The sequence below is a fragment of the Hymenobacter sp. BRD67 genome (assembly GCF_013256425.1).
Lineage (GTDB): Bacteria > Bacteroidota > Bacteroidia > Cytophagales > Hymenobacteraceae > Hymenobacter.
Genome location: NZ_CP053904.1, coordinates 3,538,356 through 3,553,405, shown reverse-complemented (window position 1 = coordinate 3,553,405; position 15,050 = coordinate 3,538,356). Strand labels below are relative to the sequence as shown.

Below are 15,050 nucleotides of genomic sequence, written 5' to 3'. Positions count from 1 at the left end.
AGCACTATTACTTGGCTAAAACGGATTTTCCAGCTCGGCCAGGGTGGGCAGCGTGGCATCTTTCGGCGATATCAGGGCCTCGGCTACTCCCCAGTCGATGCCCAGCGCCGGGTCGTTCCAGCGTACTCCTCCTTCAGCGGCAGGAGCATAGTAATCGGAGCACTTATACAGAAACAACGTATCATCTTCCAGCGCCGCGAAGCCGTGGGCGAAGCCCTCGGGCACGTAGAGCACATTGCCCAGCTCGGCGGTTAGCTCTACTTTGGCGTGCTGGCCAAATGTGCTGGAGCGGTGGCGCAAGTCAACTACTATATCGAGGGCCCGCCCCTGGGCCACCCGCACCAGCTTGGCCTGGGCGTGCGGCGGGCGCTGGAAATGCAGCCCGCGCAACGTGCCCGCCTTCGAGATACTCTGATTATCCTGCACCCAGTGGTGGCGGGGCAGGCCCAGCCCTTCCATCGTGCGGGCACTAAAGGTCTCGAAGAATGCGCCACGCGGGTCACCAAAAATGCGGGGGCGAAACTCAAGTAGGCCCGGCAGGGCATGGGTAATAACTTGCATTTACTATATACTAGTGGGTTTGCTCAGGTCAGGATGAAAGCTACGCGCTGGTAATCTTTTGGCCGGCTTCGGCAACCGCGGCCAGGTACTGGCGCAGCACGAGCTGCTCATCAAATTTTTCTTCGGCCAGCTGGCGGCTGGCGGCCCCCAGCGCCGCGAGGCGGGCCGCGGGCAGCTGCGCCACCATAAGGAGCTTATCGGCCAGGTCGGAAGCCGAGCGCACTTCGCAGAGGTAGCCGTTGCGACCATTTTGCACGGTTTCGCGGCAGCCTGGCACGTCGGTGGTTACCAGGGGCTTGCCGCAAGCGGCAGCTTCGAGCAGGGTTTTGGGTGTACCCTCGCGGTAGGAGGGCAGCACGATGCAGTTGGCCTGGTGCAGGTGGGCCGCCACGTCGTCGGAAGTGCCCAGGTAGGCTACGTGGCCTTCCGTCAGCCACTGCTCGAAGGTGGCGCGGGGCACTCCCACGCCGCCGGCCTCGTCGAGGCCGCCCAGGAGCTGAAAGCGGACCTTATCGGCCCCCATTGCCGCCTGCACCTGCTTGGCGGCCGCAAAATATTCAACAATACCCTTTTCGTAAAGCACCCGCGCCACCATCAGGAAGGTAAAAGGCTCACCCGCGGCTTTTTCAATGGCCGGCTGAGGTTGAAACCGGGTCAAATCGACCCCCGAGCCGGGCACCAGGCCCGTAAGCGCGGGCTTTATCAGCCCGTAGCGCACAAAAAGCTCGCGGTCGTCGTTATTCTGAAAAAATACCTTGTGCGGGTACCGGAAAGCCAGCCGGTAGAGCCCCCGCGCTACCTTGCTCACCAGGTTTTCGACGATAAATACCGTGCCCAGCCCACTCACGTTGTTGATGCTGGGCACGCCTGCCAGCCGCGCCGCCAGGGTGCCGTAGATATTAGGCTTGATGGTAAAGTGCAGCACTACATCGGGGCGCTCCTGCTGGTACACGCGCATAAAGCGGCGTGTCAGCTGGGCATCCTTGATGGGGTTGGTACCCTTGTTTTCCATCACGATGGGCACGTAGCGGCAGCCCAGCTCACTTTCCAGGCGGTCGGAATAAGCGTCGGGGGGCGCAATGGCCAGCACCTCGTGCCCGGCCGCCCGCAATGCCTTCACCAGGCCCCGGCGGAAGTTCCAGATGTTCCAAGAAGTATTAATGACTAAGGCAACGCGCACTTGAGCAATGAGTGAGGAAGTGACTGAGGCAGGGGCAAGGGGCCGGGTAGCTGACTTGCAGTTACCTTACTTGGGGGCCGGCTCACGCCATTTCTCATTAGAAGTAGCGACAAAGGTCGGGCCGAAAATCGCCCCGGCCGTTATTTTAAGTAGTGCCGGCGGTTACTTTCGGGCTGGTTTTTGCGTTATACTACCTCTATGAAGCTTTTAAAAATCGTTGGCTTGCCGCTGGCTTTGCTCGGCTGGGCGGGGCCGGTGCAAGCGGCACCACCCGAACCCGGCCAGTTGCTCTTTCAAAAAAACTGCCAGCGCTGCCACGGCCCGGATGGCCGGCTGGGCCGAAACGGCGCGCATGACCTTACCAAAAGTAACCTCAATGAATCTGGGCGCACCTATTTGGTTACCAATGGTATGCGCAAAATGCCGGCCTTTGGCAAAACGCTTACGCCGGCTCAGATAGCGCAGGTGGTAGCGTATTCTCTCACTCTAAAGTAGTTGCCGGTAGCCGCTGAGGCTGGCAACCGCGTAGTAGCACCCATCAGCCGACAACCATTCGCTTATTGCATGGCCAAACAATCCGAAAACTCGCACAGCAGCACGCGGCACGTGGGCGCTACCGACCACACGCCCGCCCGCCGCGATACCAAGCTCGACCGGCTGCTCAAGACTAAAACCTACGAAACTGCCAGGGAGGTCGAAACCGCCGTGCTCGTGAGCGTGCCCCCGCGCCGCCAAACCGACGCGCAAACGACCGAATACCTCGACGAGTTGGCCTTTCTTATCGAAACGGCCGGGGCCCAGGCCACTCGCCGCTTTGTGCAGAAGCTAGACAAGCCCGATATCCGCACCTACGTGGGCGAGGGCAAGCTGGCCGAACTAAAGGCCTGGGTGACGCACGAAAAATCCAGCATGGTGGTGTTCGACGACGACCTCTCGCCCTCACAGCTGCGCAACCTGGAAGCCGAGCTGAAAGTGAAAATCGTGGACAGGTCGCTGCTCATTCTCGACATCTTTGCCCTGCGGGCCAAGTCGGCTACTTCGCGCACGCAGGTAGAGCTGGCTCAGTATCAGTACTTATTGCCCCGGCTTACTGGTCTCTGGACTCACCTCGACAAGCAGCGCGGCGGGGTAGGCATGAAGGGGCCGGGCGAAACGGAAATCGAAACCGACCGCCGGATTGTGCGTGACCGCATCGCCTTTCTGAAGGATAAGCTCGAAGACCTCGACAAGCAGGCCGCCACGCAGCGCAAAACGCGCAACAATACCATTCGGGTGGCGCTGGTGGGCTACACCAACGTAGGCAAATCGACCATTATGAACCTGCTGGGCAAAGCCGAGGTATTTGCCGAGAACAAGCTCTTTGCCACCGTCGATGCTACTACCCGCAAGGTGGTGCTCGACAACCATATTCCCTTTTTGCTATCGGATACCGTTGGGTTTATCCGCAAGCTGCCGACCAAGCTCATCGAAAGCTTCAAGAGCACACTCGATGAGATTCGGGAAGCCGACCTGCTCATTCACGTTGTCGATATCTCTCATCCGGCTTTTGAGGAGCACATTGCGGTAGTAAATGAAACGCTGCGCGAAATTGGCGCCGCTGACAAGCCGGTGCTGCTCGTTTTCAATAAGATAGACCAGTACACCCACGATGCGGACCCCGCCCCCGTGTTTGCCAGCGACGACCCGCAGCAGGATTTCCCCGGCGATTTTGACGAGCCAACCCCGCGCCCGCCGCTTGAGCAGCTGCAGGAAACGTACATGGCCCGGCTGCACGACCCGGTCGTGTTTATTTCGGCCCAAAACAAGGAAAATATCGAAGCCCTGCGCGAACTGCTGGGCCGGCGCGTGGCCGAGCTGGCCGCTCGCCGCTTCCCGCATCAGGCAGCCAGCTACGATGAGTATAAATAGTATTTTTACTATATTAAGTACTTTTTCCTAAACAGGTTCGTTAGCCAACTTCTTTCTTACCAAAAAAGACCGGCTGCAACGGCCGGCTTTTTTGTGCCCATCATCGCCTAGCTTCGTGCCATGAAAACGCTGTATCTAATGCGCCATGCCAAGTCGAGCTGGAGCTTCGATGAGCTGAGCGACCAGGAGCGCCCACTCAACGACCGGGGCCGCGACGATGCGCCCCGTATGGGGCAGGCCCTGGCTGCCCGGCACATTGTGCCCGACCTTATCGTAAGCTCGCCGGCCGTGCGGGCTATGAGCACGGCGGTACTGGTAGCCAGGGAGCTAAAATATGCTTCTGCTAATATTGTTGTGGAGCCCGGTATTTACCAGGCCGACCTCGACGACCTGCTGGCTATTATCCGCGCCCTGCCCGACACGGCGCAGTCGGTGCTGCTGACCGGGCACAACCCCACCCTTACCGATGTGGCCAATTACCTCTCGCCCTCGCCCCTAAGCAGCGAAATGCCCACCGCCGGCGTTATATGCCTGCGCTTTCAAACAGAAGCCTGGGCTGAGGTAAAGCAGGCTAACGCCGAGTTTTACTTCTTCGACTGCCCGAAAAACGTGGGATAGCCAGTAGGTATTCGATTTTCGTTGTTTGTTTTTCGTTAGACCAGGCAGGATACCGCAAGACAGCTAACTAAAATTGAACATGAAAACCCTGCCCCGCGACCTGAGCTGGCTGCGCTTCAACGCCCGCGTGCTGCAAGAAGCGCAGTGCCCCGAGGTGCCGCTGCTGGAGCGCCTGAAGTTTCTGGCCATTTTCTCGGCCAACCTCGACGAGTTTTTTAAGGTGCGGGTGGCTACGCTGCGGCGGCTCACTAAGCTCAAGAAGAAAACCAGGGCCCAGCTACCGCAAGACCAGCCCAAGCAGTTGCTGGCCAAGGTGCTGGCCGAAGTGCACCGCCAGCAGGAAGAGTTTGGCGGCACCTTTCGCGCGGTGCTGCCCGAGCTGCGGGCGGCCGGCATTCAGCTGCTCAGCTCCGATGAGCTGACCGACAGCCAGTGCGAGTGGGCGAAAGGCTATTTTGAGCAGAAGGTCCGCGATTTGCTGTCGCCCATTATGCTCGATGATACGCTGCACCACCTGCTGCTGAAAGACCAGGCCGTGTACCTGACCCTGTACCTTACTGAGCCGCGCGCGCCGGGCAAAAAGGTCGATGCCGAGCGGGTAGTCATTATGGAGCTGCCGACCCGGCGGCACGGCGGGCGGTTTGTGGCGCTGCCCGGCGGGGCCGGCACCGCTGCCGACCCCTTTCAGGTAGTGTTTCTGGATGATATTGTGCGGGTTGGCATAGCCAGCCTGTTTCCGGCCTATGCCCAGGTGCAGGTCAACGCGATTAAGCTGAGCCGCGACGCGGAGCTGGATATTGCCGAGGAGATTTCGGGCGATTTGCTGGCCAAGATTCGCAGCAGCCTGGCCAAGCGGGCCACCGGCTATCCGGCCCGCCTGCTCTACGACCCCACCATGCCCCCGCCGTGCGGCGGGCCATCAAGCAAAAAACCGGTATCGAGGACGAGGAGCTGGTGGAAGGCAGCCGCTACCACAATTTTCGCGATTTTTTTGGCTTCCCCGATTTTGGCCGGCAAGATTTGCTGAACCCCGCCTGGCCCGAGCTGCCGCACCCCACGCTGCCGCGCACCGGCCCGTTGCTGCCCGCCATCGCCCGGCGCGACCACCTGCTGCACCCGCCCTACCAGAGCTACGATGCTGTGCCGCGCCTTCTGCGCGAAGCGGCAAACGACCCGCGGGTAAATAGTATTAGCATTACGCTATATCGGGTGGCTGCCAAGAGCGCGGTGGTCAAGGCCTTGCTCAAAGCGCTCAAAAATGGCAAACAGGTAACGGCCGTAGTGGAGCTGAAAGCCCGCTTTGATGAGGAAAGCAACATCTATTGGGCCGAAAAGCTGAAGCGGGCCGGCGCCAACGTCATCTTCACTCCGCCCGAGCTCAAGTGCCACGCCAAGCTGCTGCTCCTTACGCGGCGCAGCGAGGCCGACGACTCCATGAGCCGCTACGCCTACCTCAGCTCGGGCAATTTTAACGAGGCCACCGCCCGGCTCTACGCCGACCACGGCCTGTTTACGGCCAATGCCGAACTCGTGGCGGAGGTAGACCAGGTATTCCGCTATTTCATTACGGGCGAAGAGCCGGCGCACTTGCAGCACCTGCTGGTAGCGCCGTTCGGGCTGCGCAAGCAGCTGCTTAAACTGATAGCCGCCGAGGCAGCCCGCGCCAAAAAGGGTGAGGAAGCCTATATCATTCTGAAAGTGAACTCGCTGGAAGACCCCGGCATGATTGCCGCGCTCTACGAGGCCAGTCAGGCGGGGGTGCGCATTGAGCTGCTCATCCGGGGCATTGGCTGCCTGGTGCCGGGCGAGCCGGGCCTGAGCGAGCATATCAGCCAGCGTGGGCAGCTGGACCGCTACCTGGAGCACGCCCGAATTTATGTATTTGGCAACGGCGGCGCGGAAAAGGTGTACGTCTCGTCGGCCGACTGGATGACCCGCAACCTCGACCGCCGGGTGGAAGTCGCTTTCCCGGTGCTCGACGACGCCCTGCGCGCCGAAGTGCGCCACCTGCTCGACCTGGAGCGGGCCGACAATGTGAAGGCGCGCGACTTCCATAACAACTACCTGCTGCCCGCGCCCGGCCAGCCGCGGGTACGCGCACAGGAAAACGAGTATCAGTACCTGAAAAAGCTGGCACCGCGGCGTAAAGCCTGAGTGCATGTTTTTTCTGGGGCTACGGCGTACTTTTCAGGCAGACTCTCCTTCCCACCCGGCATGTCTCCCGAAAAACACTACCGCGCCTGCAACCTCTGCGAAGCTATCTGCGGCCTCGAAATCACGCATCAGGACGGTAAAGTCCTGCGCATCATAGGCGACAAGGCCGACCCGTTCAGCCGGGGCCACATTTGCCCCAAGGCCGTGGGCTTGCAGGAGGTGTACGAAGACCCCGACCGCCTGCGCCACCCCTTGCGCCGCACGGCCACCGGCTGGGAAGAAATAAGCTGGGACACCGCCCTCGATGAAGTAGCCGACCGCCTGCGGCAGGTGCGCGCCCGGCACGGTGCCCACGCCACGGCCTGGTACGCCGGCAACCCCACGGTGCATAACTCCGGCACCCAGCTTGCGGCTCCCGGATTTTTGAAGGCTTTGGGCTCGCGGCACCTGTTTTCGGCCTCGTCGGTCGACCAGCTGCCGCACCACTTTGCGGCGTGGCAGCTGTTTGGGCACCCGCTGCTGCTGCCCGTGCCCGACCTCGACCGCACCGACTACTGGCTGATATTGGGCGCTAACCCTCTGGTTTCGAATGGGAGTCTGATGACTGCGCCCGACGTGGGCAAGCGCCTGCAAGCCATCGGGGACCGGGGCGGTAAGGTAGTCGTCATTGACCCGCGCCGCACCGAAACAGCCGCTCATGCCGACGAGCACCACTTTATCCGGCCCGGCACCGACGTGTTTTTGCTGCTGGCCATGACCCAGGTGCTCTTTGCCGAAAGCCTGGTGCGCCTGGGCCGGCTGGCTGAGTTTACCGACGGCCTGGCCGAGCTGCAAGCCGCCGTGGCCGCGTTTACGCCCGAGCGGGCGGCGGGCATCACGGGGGTGGAGGCCGCCACTATCCGCCGGCTGGCCCGCGAGCTGGCGGCGGCCGGGCGCGGCGTGTGCTACGGCCGGGTAGGCGTATCGGTGCAGGAGTTTGGCGGTCTGTGTTTGTGGCTGGTGAGCGTGCTCAATGCCCTTACTGGGCACCTCGACGAGCCGGGCGGCTACATGTTTGCCACGCCGGCCCTCGACCTGCTGGGCAATCCTCAGCTCTATGAGCGCTACAACCGCTTCCAGAGCCGCGTGCGGGGCGTGCCCGAGTTTATGGGCGAGCTGCCGGTGGCCTGCCTGGCCGAAGAAATGCTGACGCCCGGCCCCGGCCAGCTGCGGGCGCTGGTGACGAGCTGCGGCAACCCCGTGCTGAGCACCCCCAACGGCCGCCAGCTCGACCAGGCGCTCGAAAGCCTCGATTTTATGGTGAGCATCGACATCTACCTCAACGAAACCACGCGCCACGCCCACTACATTCTACCGCCCGCCACGGGCCTCGAAACTGCCCACTACGATGTGTCGTTTCACGCGCTGGCTATTCGTAACACGGCCCGTTACTCGGAGCCGCTGTTTGCCAAAAGCCCCGCGCAGCGCTACGACTGGGAGATATTTGAGGGTCTGCGCCAGCGCCTCGAAGCGGATACGTACGACCCGGCCACTGCCACCCCGCCCGAAAATCCAGAAGCCAAGGTCGACCTCGGCCTCCGCTACGGCACCTATGGCAAAGCGGGCCTTTCCGTGGCGGCCCTGCGCGAAGCGCCGCACGGCCTCGACCTGGGCCCGCTGCTGCCGCGCCTGCCCCAGGCGCTGCGCACGGCCGGCCAGCGTCTACACCTGGCCCCGCCCTTGCTGCTGGCTGACCTAGCCCGCGCCCGTAAGGCGCTGGCGGCGCCGTCGGCACTGGCTGACGGCCAGCTCTCCCTGGTCAGCCGCCGCGAGCTGCGCAGCAATAATTCGTGGATGCACAACCTGCCGCGTCTCATCAAGGGCCGCCCGCGCTGCACGCTGCACCTGCACCCCGTCGATGCCGCCGCCCGCCACCTCACCGATGGCCAGCTGGTGCGCGTGCGCTCCCGCGTGGGCAGCATCGAGCTGCCCGTGGAGCTGAGCGATAGGATGATGCCCGGCGTGGCCAGCATGCCCCACGGCTACGGCCACCAGCGCGCCGGCGTGCGCCTGGCTGTAGCCAGCCAGCAGGCCGGCGCCAGTATTAACGACTTAACCGATGAAGCTCGGCTCGATGTGTTGACTGGCAACGCCGCCCTGAGTGGCGTGCCAGTGTGGGTAGAGCCGGTAAAGTAAGATTACAGCACAGGGAATGAAGTATTTATTATTGGAAGACAAACCAGCGCCTTCTCCAAGTCAGTATACAGAGACTTGGAGAGGGCGCTAGGTAAGTTGAATGAAGCTGTCAACCAGCCGAGTTTAAGCGGTGATTGGTACTGCGGGCGGTTGTTATAGCAGCTTGTGTAGCGGTTAAGAGTCCGTCACAAGCGGTCGCTGGGGTGGGGCAAGAGTAAGCGGTGCTAGGCTTGCGCTGGCATCTCCTCGGGTTTGGTAAGCAGGCCCGCCAGTAGATTGATGGTGCCGATAACCAGAAAAGCATTGCGGGCCTTGCGGTTTTTGGCAAAGCCAAACAGCCAGGGAGCCGTTAGGGTCGTGACGGCCCCTAGCGCGTCAAAGGCCAGATGAGCTTTGAAAGGAATAACCCTGACCAGGCCCCACTCGGCGCGCGTGAAGAGGCTGGATGCCAGCACCGAGCTACTGAGAACGTAGCACAACGTAGCAGCAGTTTTTTCTGCAGTAAAACCTGCCAGGGCAGGTGCGGCGGCCACAAGCGGGACGTAGGTATAATCGGCAAAGCCGTGCTGGCGGCGAGAGATGGGCTGGTCCATATTGAAAAAGAAATAAGGAGAATGTGGTGGCTGGATACCGCAAAACATAACGCCGGCACCGGGAAAAGGATATAGCGGAGGTTATGAGTTAGACGCAGAAAAAGCCCCGTAGCATGCGCTACAGGGCTTTTGAGTACCAGCCCGCAAGGGCAGCGGCAGGCCGCCGGAGCCAGGCTTTGCTTAAAACAGAAAGTCGAATCCTACATACAGCAGCCGCTCTTCACCTACCGAGTACGTCACGTTGACTACCGCCTGGTCGAGAATATTGACGAAAGCGCCCCCGCCGAAGCCGGTGTGGAAGGCTTGCAGCCCCTGGCGCGTATCCTGGGCCGAATAAACGCGGCCTGCATCGGCCAGGCCCATGATGCCGAAGGTGCCGGGGAAGAGATAGGCGTTGAACTTGAACAGGTGCAGGCGGGCCTCGAAGTTGCCGTAGAGGCTGCTGCGGCCGGCGTAGCGGGTGCGGCGATAGCCGCGCAGGTTAGTGGTGCCACCCAGCGTATTAGCCTGGTAAAAGCGGTAGTCGCCAAGGTTGTGCTGCACGCCTACGCGGCCGGCGTAGGTGATACGGAACGGGAAATTAGGGGTGATGTACGCCTTCAGCTCAGAAGAAAGCCGGCCGTAAGTCAGCTGCTCGCCGTTAAGCTGCCAGTTGTACTGCGCCTCGTTGTGCCACTGAATACCAATGCGCGGGTCTTTGGGCGACGACTGTGCCCCGAAGTCGATGTATACCAGGCCGCCCAGGTAAGAGTTTGCCTGAAAGTCGGAGCTGCGGATGCCGAAGTGTCGGTTTTCGAGGCCCGTCCCGATGCTGTCTCTGATAACTGTTCCAATCTGGTCGCTTTCCACCCGGAAACGCTCATACTGCGGCCCAAAACCAATTTTGCCGAAGGTAAACAGCTTACGCTCAAGGGTGGGGCAATGTAGAAGCGGTCGAAGCGCACCCGGTAAGCACTATTGACCGTGCGGTTAGTAGCCTGGTCTTTGCCTTCCACCGCATAGTTCTGGGTGTTGTTGCCGATGCCGAAGAAATTATAAAGCAGCTGTGGTCCGTAAAACTGCGAAGCAATGTGCAAGTCGGTTTTACCACCGAATACGCTTGTAAACTGCCCGCTGTAGCGCAGGTTATAAGCCTGGCGGGCCGGGGCAAAGTTGGCCGTCAGGGTTTGCTCCGAGCTGAAGGGCTCGCGCCGGAAGCCGTAGCGCCGGTGCGTGACGCCGCCGCCCAGCAGCACGCCATCGTCGATATTATACCCAAAAAACAGGGCCGGGCCGGTGTAGTTGAGGCGGTAGTCTTTCAGGTCGAAGCGGTGCGGGTGGTCGTAGCGGCTCACTTCTACGCCTGGCTCCAGGCGCAGGCGGGCCTCGCCGCGCTTGTTCACAATCACGTTGCCGGTGTCGGCGTCGTAAATCTGGGTGCGATGCCGCATACCGGCAACCCGCGAGTTGTCGATGATAGTGTCACGGCCCGTGCCAGCAATGATGCGAATCTTATGGCCCTGGCGCTGGTCGCCGCTCAGGTCATACACGTCCTGGCCGCTGATACCGTACAGGCGAATCTCGTCGGTAGTGCGGTCGAAGGTGCGGTCGTAGAGAATCTTAGTTAGCTGACCTTTTTTGCTGATTTTCTGCATCACCACGCGCGTCTTGTGGTCGGGCAGGCGCGTCACCGTGAATTTTTCCCGCTTCTGCGAGCCGCGTACCTCCACGCGCTGGGCCATTACGTCGGCGTACTTGGCGGCCACGTCGGGCAGCAGGTCGCGGCGGCTCTTGAGCTTGGCCACAATCTCGGCGCCGTGCTCGGCATAAATCTGGGCCGGCCACTTATCGCGGAAGGCTTTTTCGATGATTTCGTCGGTGAGCTGGGCTTTCATAATGTTGGCCTGCTTCACCCACTCTTCGCGGCTCACGCCGCTCAGGTATAGCCGGTCGTTGCTGAGGCCGGTTTGGTTCAGGCCCTTGTAGTCGCCGTAATCGTAGCCGAAATTCTGAAAGTTGCGCACCGCAAATTTCTTTGAAATAAGCGAAGGCAGCACTCCATCACCTTTAAAAAAGGCAATGTCGCGGTCTTCGGGCACGGCCGTATAAATCTTGTCGCCGTCCTTGGTTTTGCGCTGGGCCCAGCGCCACTGGTCTTCGTGGCGGTCCCAGTCGCCAATCCACATATCGAAGAGGCGCGAGCGCGCAAAGGCCGGCTCGTCGACCTGGTTGTCGTTGTCGGCCAGCAGGTTTTCGAGCATCTTATCGGTGCTCACGAGCTTCTTGGCGTAGTCGAGCGAGGCGTCGGTATCCTGGCTGCCCTTGGCGTCTTCTTCCAGTGCGGCGGGCGTGTTGGCGAACTTCTGCCGGTACTGGCCCAGCGCCGGGTCATTCGGAATATAGACGTAGCGCGGGTTGGTATGCAGAATGCCAGCTGCGGTAGCCAGGGGCGGCAGCACAAACGAGGCATAGGGGTGCTGGGCCGATATCTGGTCCTGCAACACCGCTTTGGCCAGGCCGGTGCGGAAATTCTCGGGCAGCACGGCGGCGGGGTCTTTATCGATGCCCCGCACTGTGTAGTAGTAGCCGGCCTCGTTGCGCACTTTCAGTGAGGCTGTCTGCTTGCCGCCGCCCGTTTTGTACGGAATGAGCCCGCCTTCCGCGGTTTGGATATCGAGCACCGGAAAGGCAACCGGCGTAGCCCATTCCTTGCGGTAGTGCTCGCCCAGCAGCCAGTTGTGCAGGCGGCCGTGCTGGTTGTAGCTCGGGTTCACGGCTACCGTTACTACGCTGTCCTTGAAGTTGGGCCGCTTCATGGCCGAGGTTACGACGGGTGCCCCCGTAGGCTTATCGGCCGCCTTGGCGGCGGCCGACTCCAGGTCGTCGTTGCTCTGGTTGCCGGCGCGGGTAGCGGTGGCCCCGCCCGGCGCCTGCGTGCCGGGAGCCGCCCCCGAGTCGGGCTTATTCTTCTTGCTCACTTTGCTGCCGGGGCCTGCCGCTGCCGTAGCGGCCCGGCCCCGGCCCAACTCGGCATATACCTGCTGGCGGTATGCAAGCCGGGCCGTCTGGCCTTTGTCTTTATCGCTGGGAATGAGGTATTCGACCCACACCTGGCCGTCGTCGTAGTAATTGAGCCGGGCAAAGCCCTTTTCCTTGTCCGAAAACAGCGCCTCACCACCCTTGCCAGGCTTTACGTGCTGGGTTTTGCAGCCTGAGCCGCTGGTGATGAAGTGCGACTTGGTTTTCTCCTCGTCGTAATACTGGAGGTTGTGCTCGTGGCCGTTGGCATAGATAATATTCGGATATTTGCCAAACAGGTCGAGCAGGTTCTTCTTGTAGTCCTGGTAGGCCGGATACGCCAAATCCTGGGCAATGCCGCCATACTTGCGGGCCAGCGGGTACACCGACCCGATAACCGGCAGCGGTAGAAACGCATATTTCTGCACAATGCTGAGCGGAAACAGGTGGTCGGCCAGCGTAAAGTAGCCGCCGTGAATGCCATCCGAAAACAGCGGGTGGTGCGTCACAATCAGGATATGCTTGTCCTGGTTGCGCTTAATCACCTCTTCGAGCTGCGCATACACATCGTCTTCCGTGTTGGCCCCGCAGGCATTGCCGAAGGGCCGGTTGGCCTGGTCCGTAATAAACCATTGCGAGTTGATGGCAATCATCACCAGGTCGTCGCGCAGCCTGATTTCGTAGGGCCCGGGGCAGCCATCGCGCGGCACCAGAAAATCGCCGGTATAGGAAAAAGACACTGAATCTTTGGCCAGGTAGTGCTCGGTGTAGGCCTGCTCCCGGTTTACCTGGGCCAGCCCGCCCTTGTAGCCCTGAATCCAGTCGTGGTTGCCGGGCACCATGTATTTCTCTCCCTTGTAGCCTTTCAGAATATCGAGCTGGGCATTGAGCCGGTTTTCGGCCGTTTTGCGGTCGTAGGCGCCCTCGGGCGGCATACCCTGGTTGTACACGTTATCGCCCAGAAACACGACCGCGCTCTTGGTGCCGGCTTGCAGCATCTGCTTGCGCATGAAGTTCAGCGACGGCTCACCCCCGTGGTCGGCCAGAATGGGATTGCCTACGTCGCCAATCAAAAATACCGAATAGCGAATGCGGCTCGAATCGGGGGCAGGCGCTTTTCCCAGCCTACGGCCGTGCGGCGGTAATTGGGCTTGGGGTTTACCGGGTTGAAGTCGGACTCGCCGGCTTCGCCCAGCTCTTCGAGCTGCGCATGCACGGTGAGCGGAAGAGTAGCTAGTAGGCACAGGCAGCAGAAAAGGCGGAGAAGTAGTGTCATGTAGGTGAAAGTACACGTAGCGCGGGGCGCTACCAAAAAGGTAAATACGAGTTGCAGAATAAAGGCGTAAGGCTGGCTGTACGTAAGATTTTTTGGGCGGGCTGCCGGGCACTGCAAGACAAGCCGCCCTTTTTTATTTCCCGCGTGAGGGTTGCTACGCAAAGCCGGCCCGTGCGGTTGAGGTTAGGAATTAACCCGGGCCGACTGTAGCGCGTTGAAAGCCCACTGCCAGGCTGAACGCAACGCCGGCCGGCTGTTGTTTCTTGCGCTGAATTATGGCTACTACTACTCTCCCCGCCGAAGCCGAAACTCCGGCCGCCCCAGCTTCTCCGCCTGCCAAGCCGCCCAAGCCGGAGGTATCAGCGCTGGTGCAGCAGGCGCAGGCCTACCTCGAGCCCAAGCTGACGGCCGAGCTGGACCCCCGCCTCACCTACCACACGCTGGCGCATACGGCCTACGTAGTGAAGCAGGCCCGCAACCTGGCCGACGATGCCCAGCTCAGCCCCGAGCAAACCGAGGAGCTGCTGCTGGCCGCCTGGTTTCACGACACGGGCTACCTCGATACCTACGATGGCCACGAATACAAGAGCATGGCCCGGGCCGAGGCCTGGCTTCAGGAAAAAAAGGTGGAGCCCGCCCGCGTAGAGGTTATTAAAAACCTTATCCGCGCTACGCATCGCAACGAGACGCCAACTACGGAGCTCGAAAAAATAATGGTCGATGCCGATATGAGCAATCTGGCCGCCGACGATTTTCGGGCCCGCGCCGAGCTGCTGCGCACCGAGTGGGAGGTGGCCCTCGATAAGTCGTACAGCAACCCCGAGTGGGCTGAGCTGCAGCTCAACTTTATGCTGGCGCATAAGTACCTCTCCGGCGCTGGCAAAGACCGCTATAAGAAGTCGCTGAAAGCCAATATTGAAGACCAGCGCGACCGGCTCAAAAAGGCCGAGAAAAAAGCCAAGAAAAAGGAAAAGGAAAAAACCGACACCTTCGCCGAGCCCAAGCGGGGCATTGAAACAATGTTCCGCACCATGTACTCCAACCATATGAAGCTCTCCGACATGGCCGATAAAAAGGCCAGCATGATGATTTCGCTCAATGCCGTTATCATGTCGGTGATAATTACCTACCTGGGGGCCAAATCGTCGGGGATGACACCCACCGGCAATGCCAGCTTTACCCGCAATCCGATTCTGGCCGTGCCCATGGGCATTCTGCTGCTTACCGCCCTGGGCTCGGTAACCTCGGCTATTCTTTCGGCTCAGCCCGATGTCACGAGCTTCAAATGGCTGAAGCGCAACCCCGAGATTGCCACCAACCGGCGCGTCAACCTCTTGTTTTTCGGACAGTTCACCAAGCTCAGCCTGCAGCACTTTCAGGAAGGCATGCACGAGCTGATGCGCCAGAAAAATACGCTTTATACAAATATGATAACAGATGTATATTATCTTGGCGAAGTGCTCGACCGTAAATACAGGCTGTTGCGCGTGAGCTATTCCATTTTTATGGTTGGCCTGATACTCACGGCGCTCTCCTTTGGGATTGTACTCGCCTACAAGATGTAGGGGGGCTCGGCCGGTGGCTTACC

The 15,050-nt window shown here is 60.6% G+C and carries 13 protein-coding genes; 7 read left to right on the top strand and 6 right to left on the bottom strand.

Features of this window, described 5'->3' with window-relative positions; translation table 11 throughout:
- Positions 1 to 15: 15 nt before the first annotated feature.
- Both rfbC and GKZ67_RS16555 read right to left on the bottom strand, forming a co-directional pair.
- A complete protein-coding gene (gene rfbC, locus GKZ67_RS16560) occupies positions 16 to 561 on the bottom strand; it encodes a dTDP-4-dehydrorhamnose 3,5-epimerase (protein ID WP_173244485.1) in 546 nt (181 codons plus the stop codon).
- A 40-nt stretch (positions 562 to 601) separates the two neighbouring features.
- On the bottom strand, positions 602 to 1,741 hold the full coding sequence (locus tag GKZ67_RS16555; RefSeq protein WP_173244482.1) for a glycosyltransferase family 4 protein: 1,140 nt from the start codon (positions 1,739 to 1,741) through the stop codon (positions 602 to 604).
- Positions 1,742 to 1,939: 198 nt separating this feature from the next.
- On the opposite strand from GKZ67_RS16555, the gene GKZ67_RS16550 reads away from it, so the two are divergent.
- The 6 genes from GKZ67_RS16550 (at position 1,940) to GKZ67_RS16530 (ending at position 8,596) form a co-directional block, all read left to right on the top strand.
- Positions 1,940 to 2,236 carry a c-type cytochrome gene (locus tag GKZ67_RS16550; protein ID WP_173244479.1) on the top strand — a complete coding sequence of 99 codons (297 nt, stop codon included), beginning with the start codon at positions 1,940 to 1,942 and terminating at the stop codon, positions 2,234 to 2,236.
- 69 nt (positions 2,237 to 2,305) lie between these two features.
- Entirely contained in the window at positions 2,306 to 3,649 is a 1,344-nt protein-coding gene (gene hflX / locus GKZ67_RS16545; RefSeq protein ID WP_173244476.1) for a GTPase HflX, read from the top strand.
- A 120-nt stretch (positions 3,650 to 3,769) separates the two neighbouring features.
- On the top strand, positions 3,770 to 4,267 hold the full coding sequence (locus tag GKZ67_RS16540) for a SixA phosphatase family protein (RefSeq protein ID WP_173244471.1): 498 nt from the start codon (positions 3,770 to 3,772) through the stop codon (positions 4,265 to 4,267).
- Positions 4,268 to 4,346: 79 nt separating this feature from the next.
- A complete protein-coding gene (locus tag GKZ67_RS23815) occupies positions 4,347 to 5,294 on the top strand; it encodes a hypothetical protein (RefSeq protein WP_254244888.1) in 948 nt (315 codons plus the stop codon).
- Positions 5,222 to 6,421, top strand: coding sequence for a phospholipase D-like domain-containing protein (locus GKZ67_RS16535; protein ID WP_254245267.1), 1,200 nt, complete (start codon positions 5,222 to 5,224; stop codon positions 6,419 to 6,421). The genes GKZ67_RS23815 and GKZ67_RS16535 overlap by 73 nt, the downstream gene beginning before the upstream one ends.
- Before the next feature lie 60 nt (positions 6,422 to 6,481).
- Positions 6,482 to 8,596, top strand: a complete 2,115-nt coding sequence (locus tag GKZ67_RS16530; protein WP_173244466.1) for a molybdopterin-dependent oxidoreductase — start codon at positions 6,482 to 6,484, stop codon at positions 8,594 to 8,596.
- Positions 8,597 to 8,820: 224 nt separating this feature from the next.
- Here the strand turns inward: GKZ67_RS16530 and GKZ67_RS16525 are convergent, their stop codons facing one another.
- The 4 genes from GKZ67_RS16525 to GKZ67_RS16510 form a co-directional block, all read right to left on the bottom strand.
- Complete coding sequence (locus tag GKZ67_RS16525; RefSeq protein WP_173244463.1) at positions 8,821 to 9,189, bottom strand: hypothetical protein; 369 nt, start codon at positions 9,187 to 9,189, stop codon at positions 8,821 to 8,823.
- 180 nt (positions 9,190 to 9,369) lie between these two features.
- A complete protein-coding gene (locus tag GKZ67_RS16520) occupies positions 9,370 to 9,870 on the bottom strand; it encodes a BamA/TamA family outer membrane protein (RefSeq protein WP_410505083.1) in 501 nt (166 codons plus the stop codon).
- Positions 9,816 to 13,259 carry a metallophosphoesterase gene (locus GKZ67_RS16515; protein WP_173244458.1) on the bottom strand — a complete coding sequence of 1,148 codons (3,444 nt, stop codon included), beginning with the start codon at positions 13,257 to 13,259 and terminating at the stop codon, positions 9,816 to 9,818. The genes GKZ67_RS16520 and GKZ67_RS16515 overlap by 55 nt, the downstream gene beginning before the upstream one ends.
- A complete protein-coding gene (locus tag GKZ67_RS16510; RefSeq protein ID WP_173244455.1) occupies positions 13,256 to 13,462 on the bottom strand; it encodes a hypothetical protein in 207 nt (68 codons plus the stop codon). The genes GKZ67_RS16515 and GKZ67_RS16510 overlap by 4 nt, the downstream gene beginning before the upstream one ends.
- A 275-nt stretch (positions 13,463 to 13,737) precedes the next feature.
- Between GKZ67_RS16510 and GKZ67_RS16505 the strand changes: the two genes are divergently transcribed.
- Positions 13,738 to 15,027: a Pycsar system effector family protein gene (locus GKZ67_RS16505; RefSeq protein ID WP_173244452.1), complete on the top strand. Its 1,290-nt coding sequence runs from the start codon at positions 13,738 to 13,740 to the stop codon at positions 15,025 to 15,027.
- Positions 15,028 to 15,050: the final 23 nt, after the last annotated feature.

Bases quoted from the DNA above. Each gene is read 5' to 3' on its own strand.
- rfbC (WP_173244485.1), bottom strand. From the start codon at position 561: ATGCAAGTTATTACCCATGCCCTGCCGGGCCTACTTGAGTTTCGCCCC.
- GKZ67_RS16550 (WP_173244479.1), top strand. From the start codon at position 1,940: ATGAAGCTTTTAAAAATCGTTGGCTTGCCGCTGGCTTTGCTCGGCTGG.
- hflX (WP_173244476.1), top strand. From the start codon at position 2,306: ATGGCCAAACAATCCGAAAACTCGCACAGCAGCACGCGGCACGTGGGC.
- GKZ67_RS16540 (WP_173244471.1), top strand. From the start codon at position 3,770: ATGAAAACGCTGTATCTAATGCGCCATGCCAAGTCGAGCTGGAGCTTC.
- GKZ67_RS23815 (WP_254244888.1), top strand. From the start codon at position 4,347: ATGAAAACCCTGCCCCGCGACCTGAGCTGGCTGCGCTTCAACGCCCGC.
- GKZ67_RS16530 (WP_173244466.1), top strand. From the start codon at position 6,482: ATGTCTCCCGAAAAACACTACCGCGCCTGCAACCTCTGCGAAGCTATC.
- GKZ67_RS16525 (WP_173244463.1), bottom strand. From the start codon at position 9,189: ATGGACCAGCCCATCTCTCGCCGCCAGCACGGCTTTGCCGATTATACC.
- GKZ67_RS16510 (WP_173244455.1), bottom strand. From the start codon at position 13,462: ATGACACTACTTCTCCGCCTTTTCTGCTGCCTGTGCCTACTAGCTACT.
- GKZ67_RS16505 (WP_173244452.1), top strand. From the start codon at position 13,738: ATGGCTACTACTACTCTCCCCGCCGAAGCCGAAACTCCGGCCGCCCCA.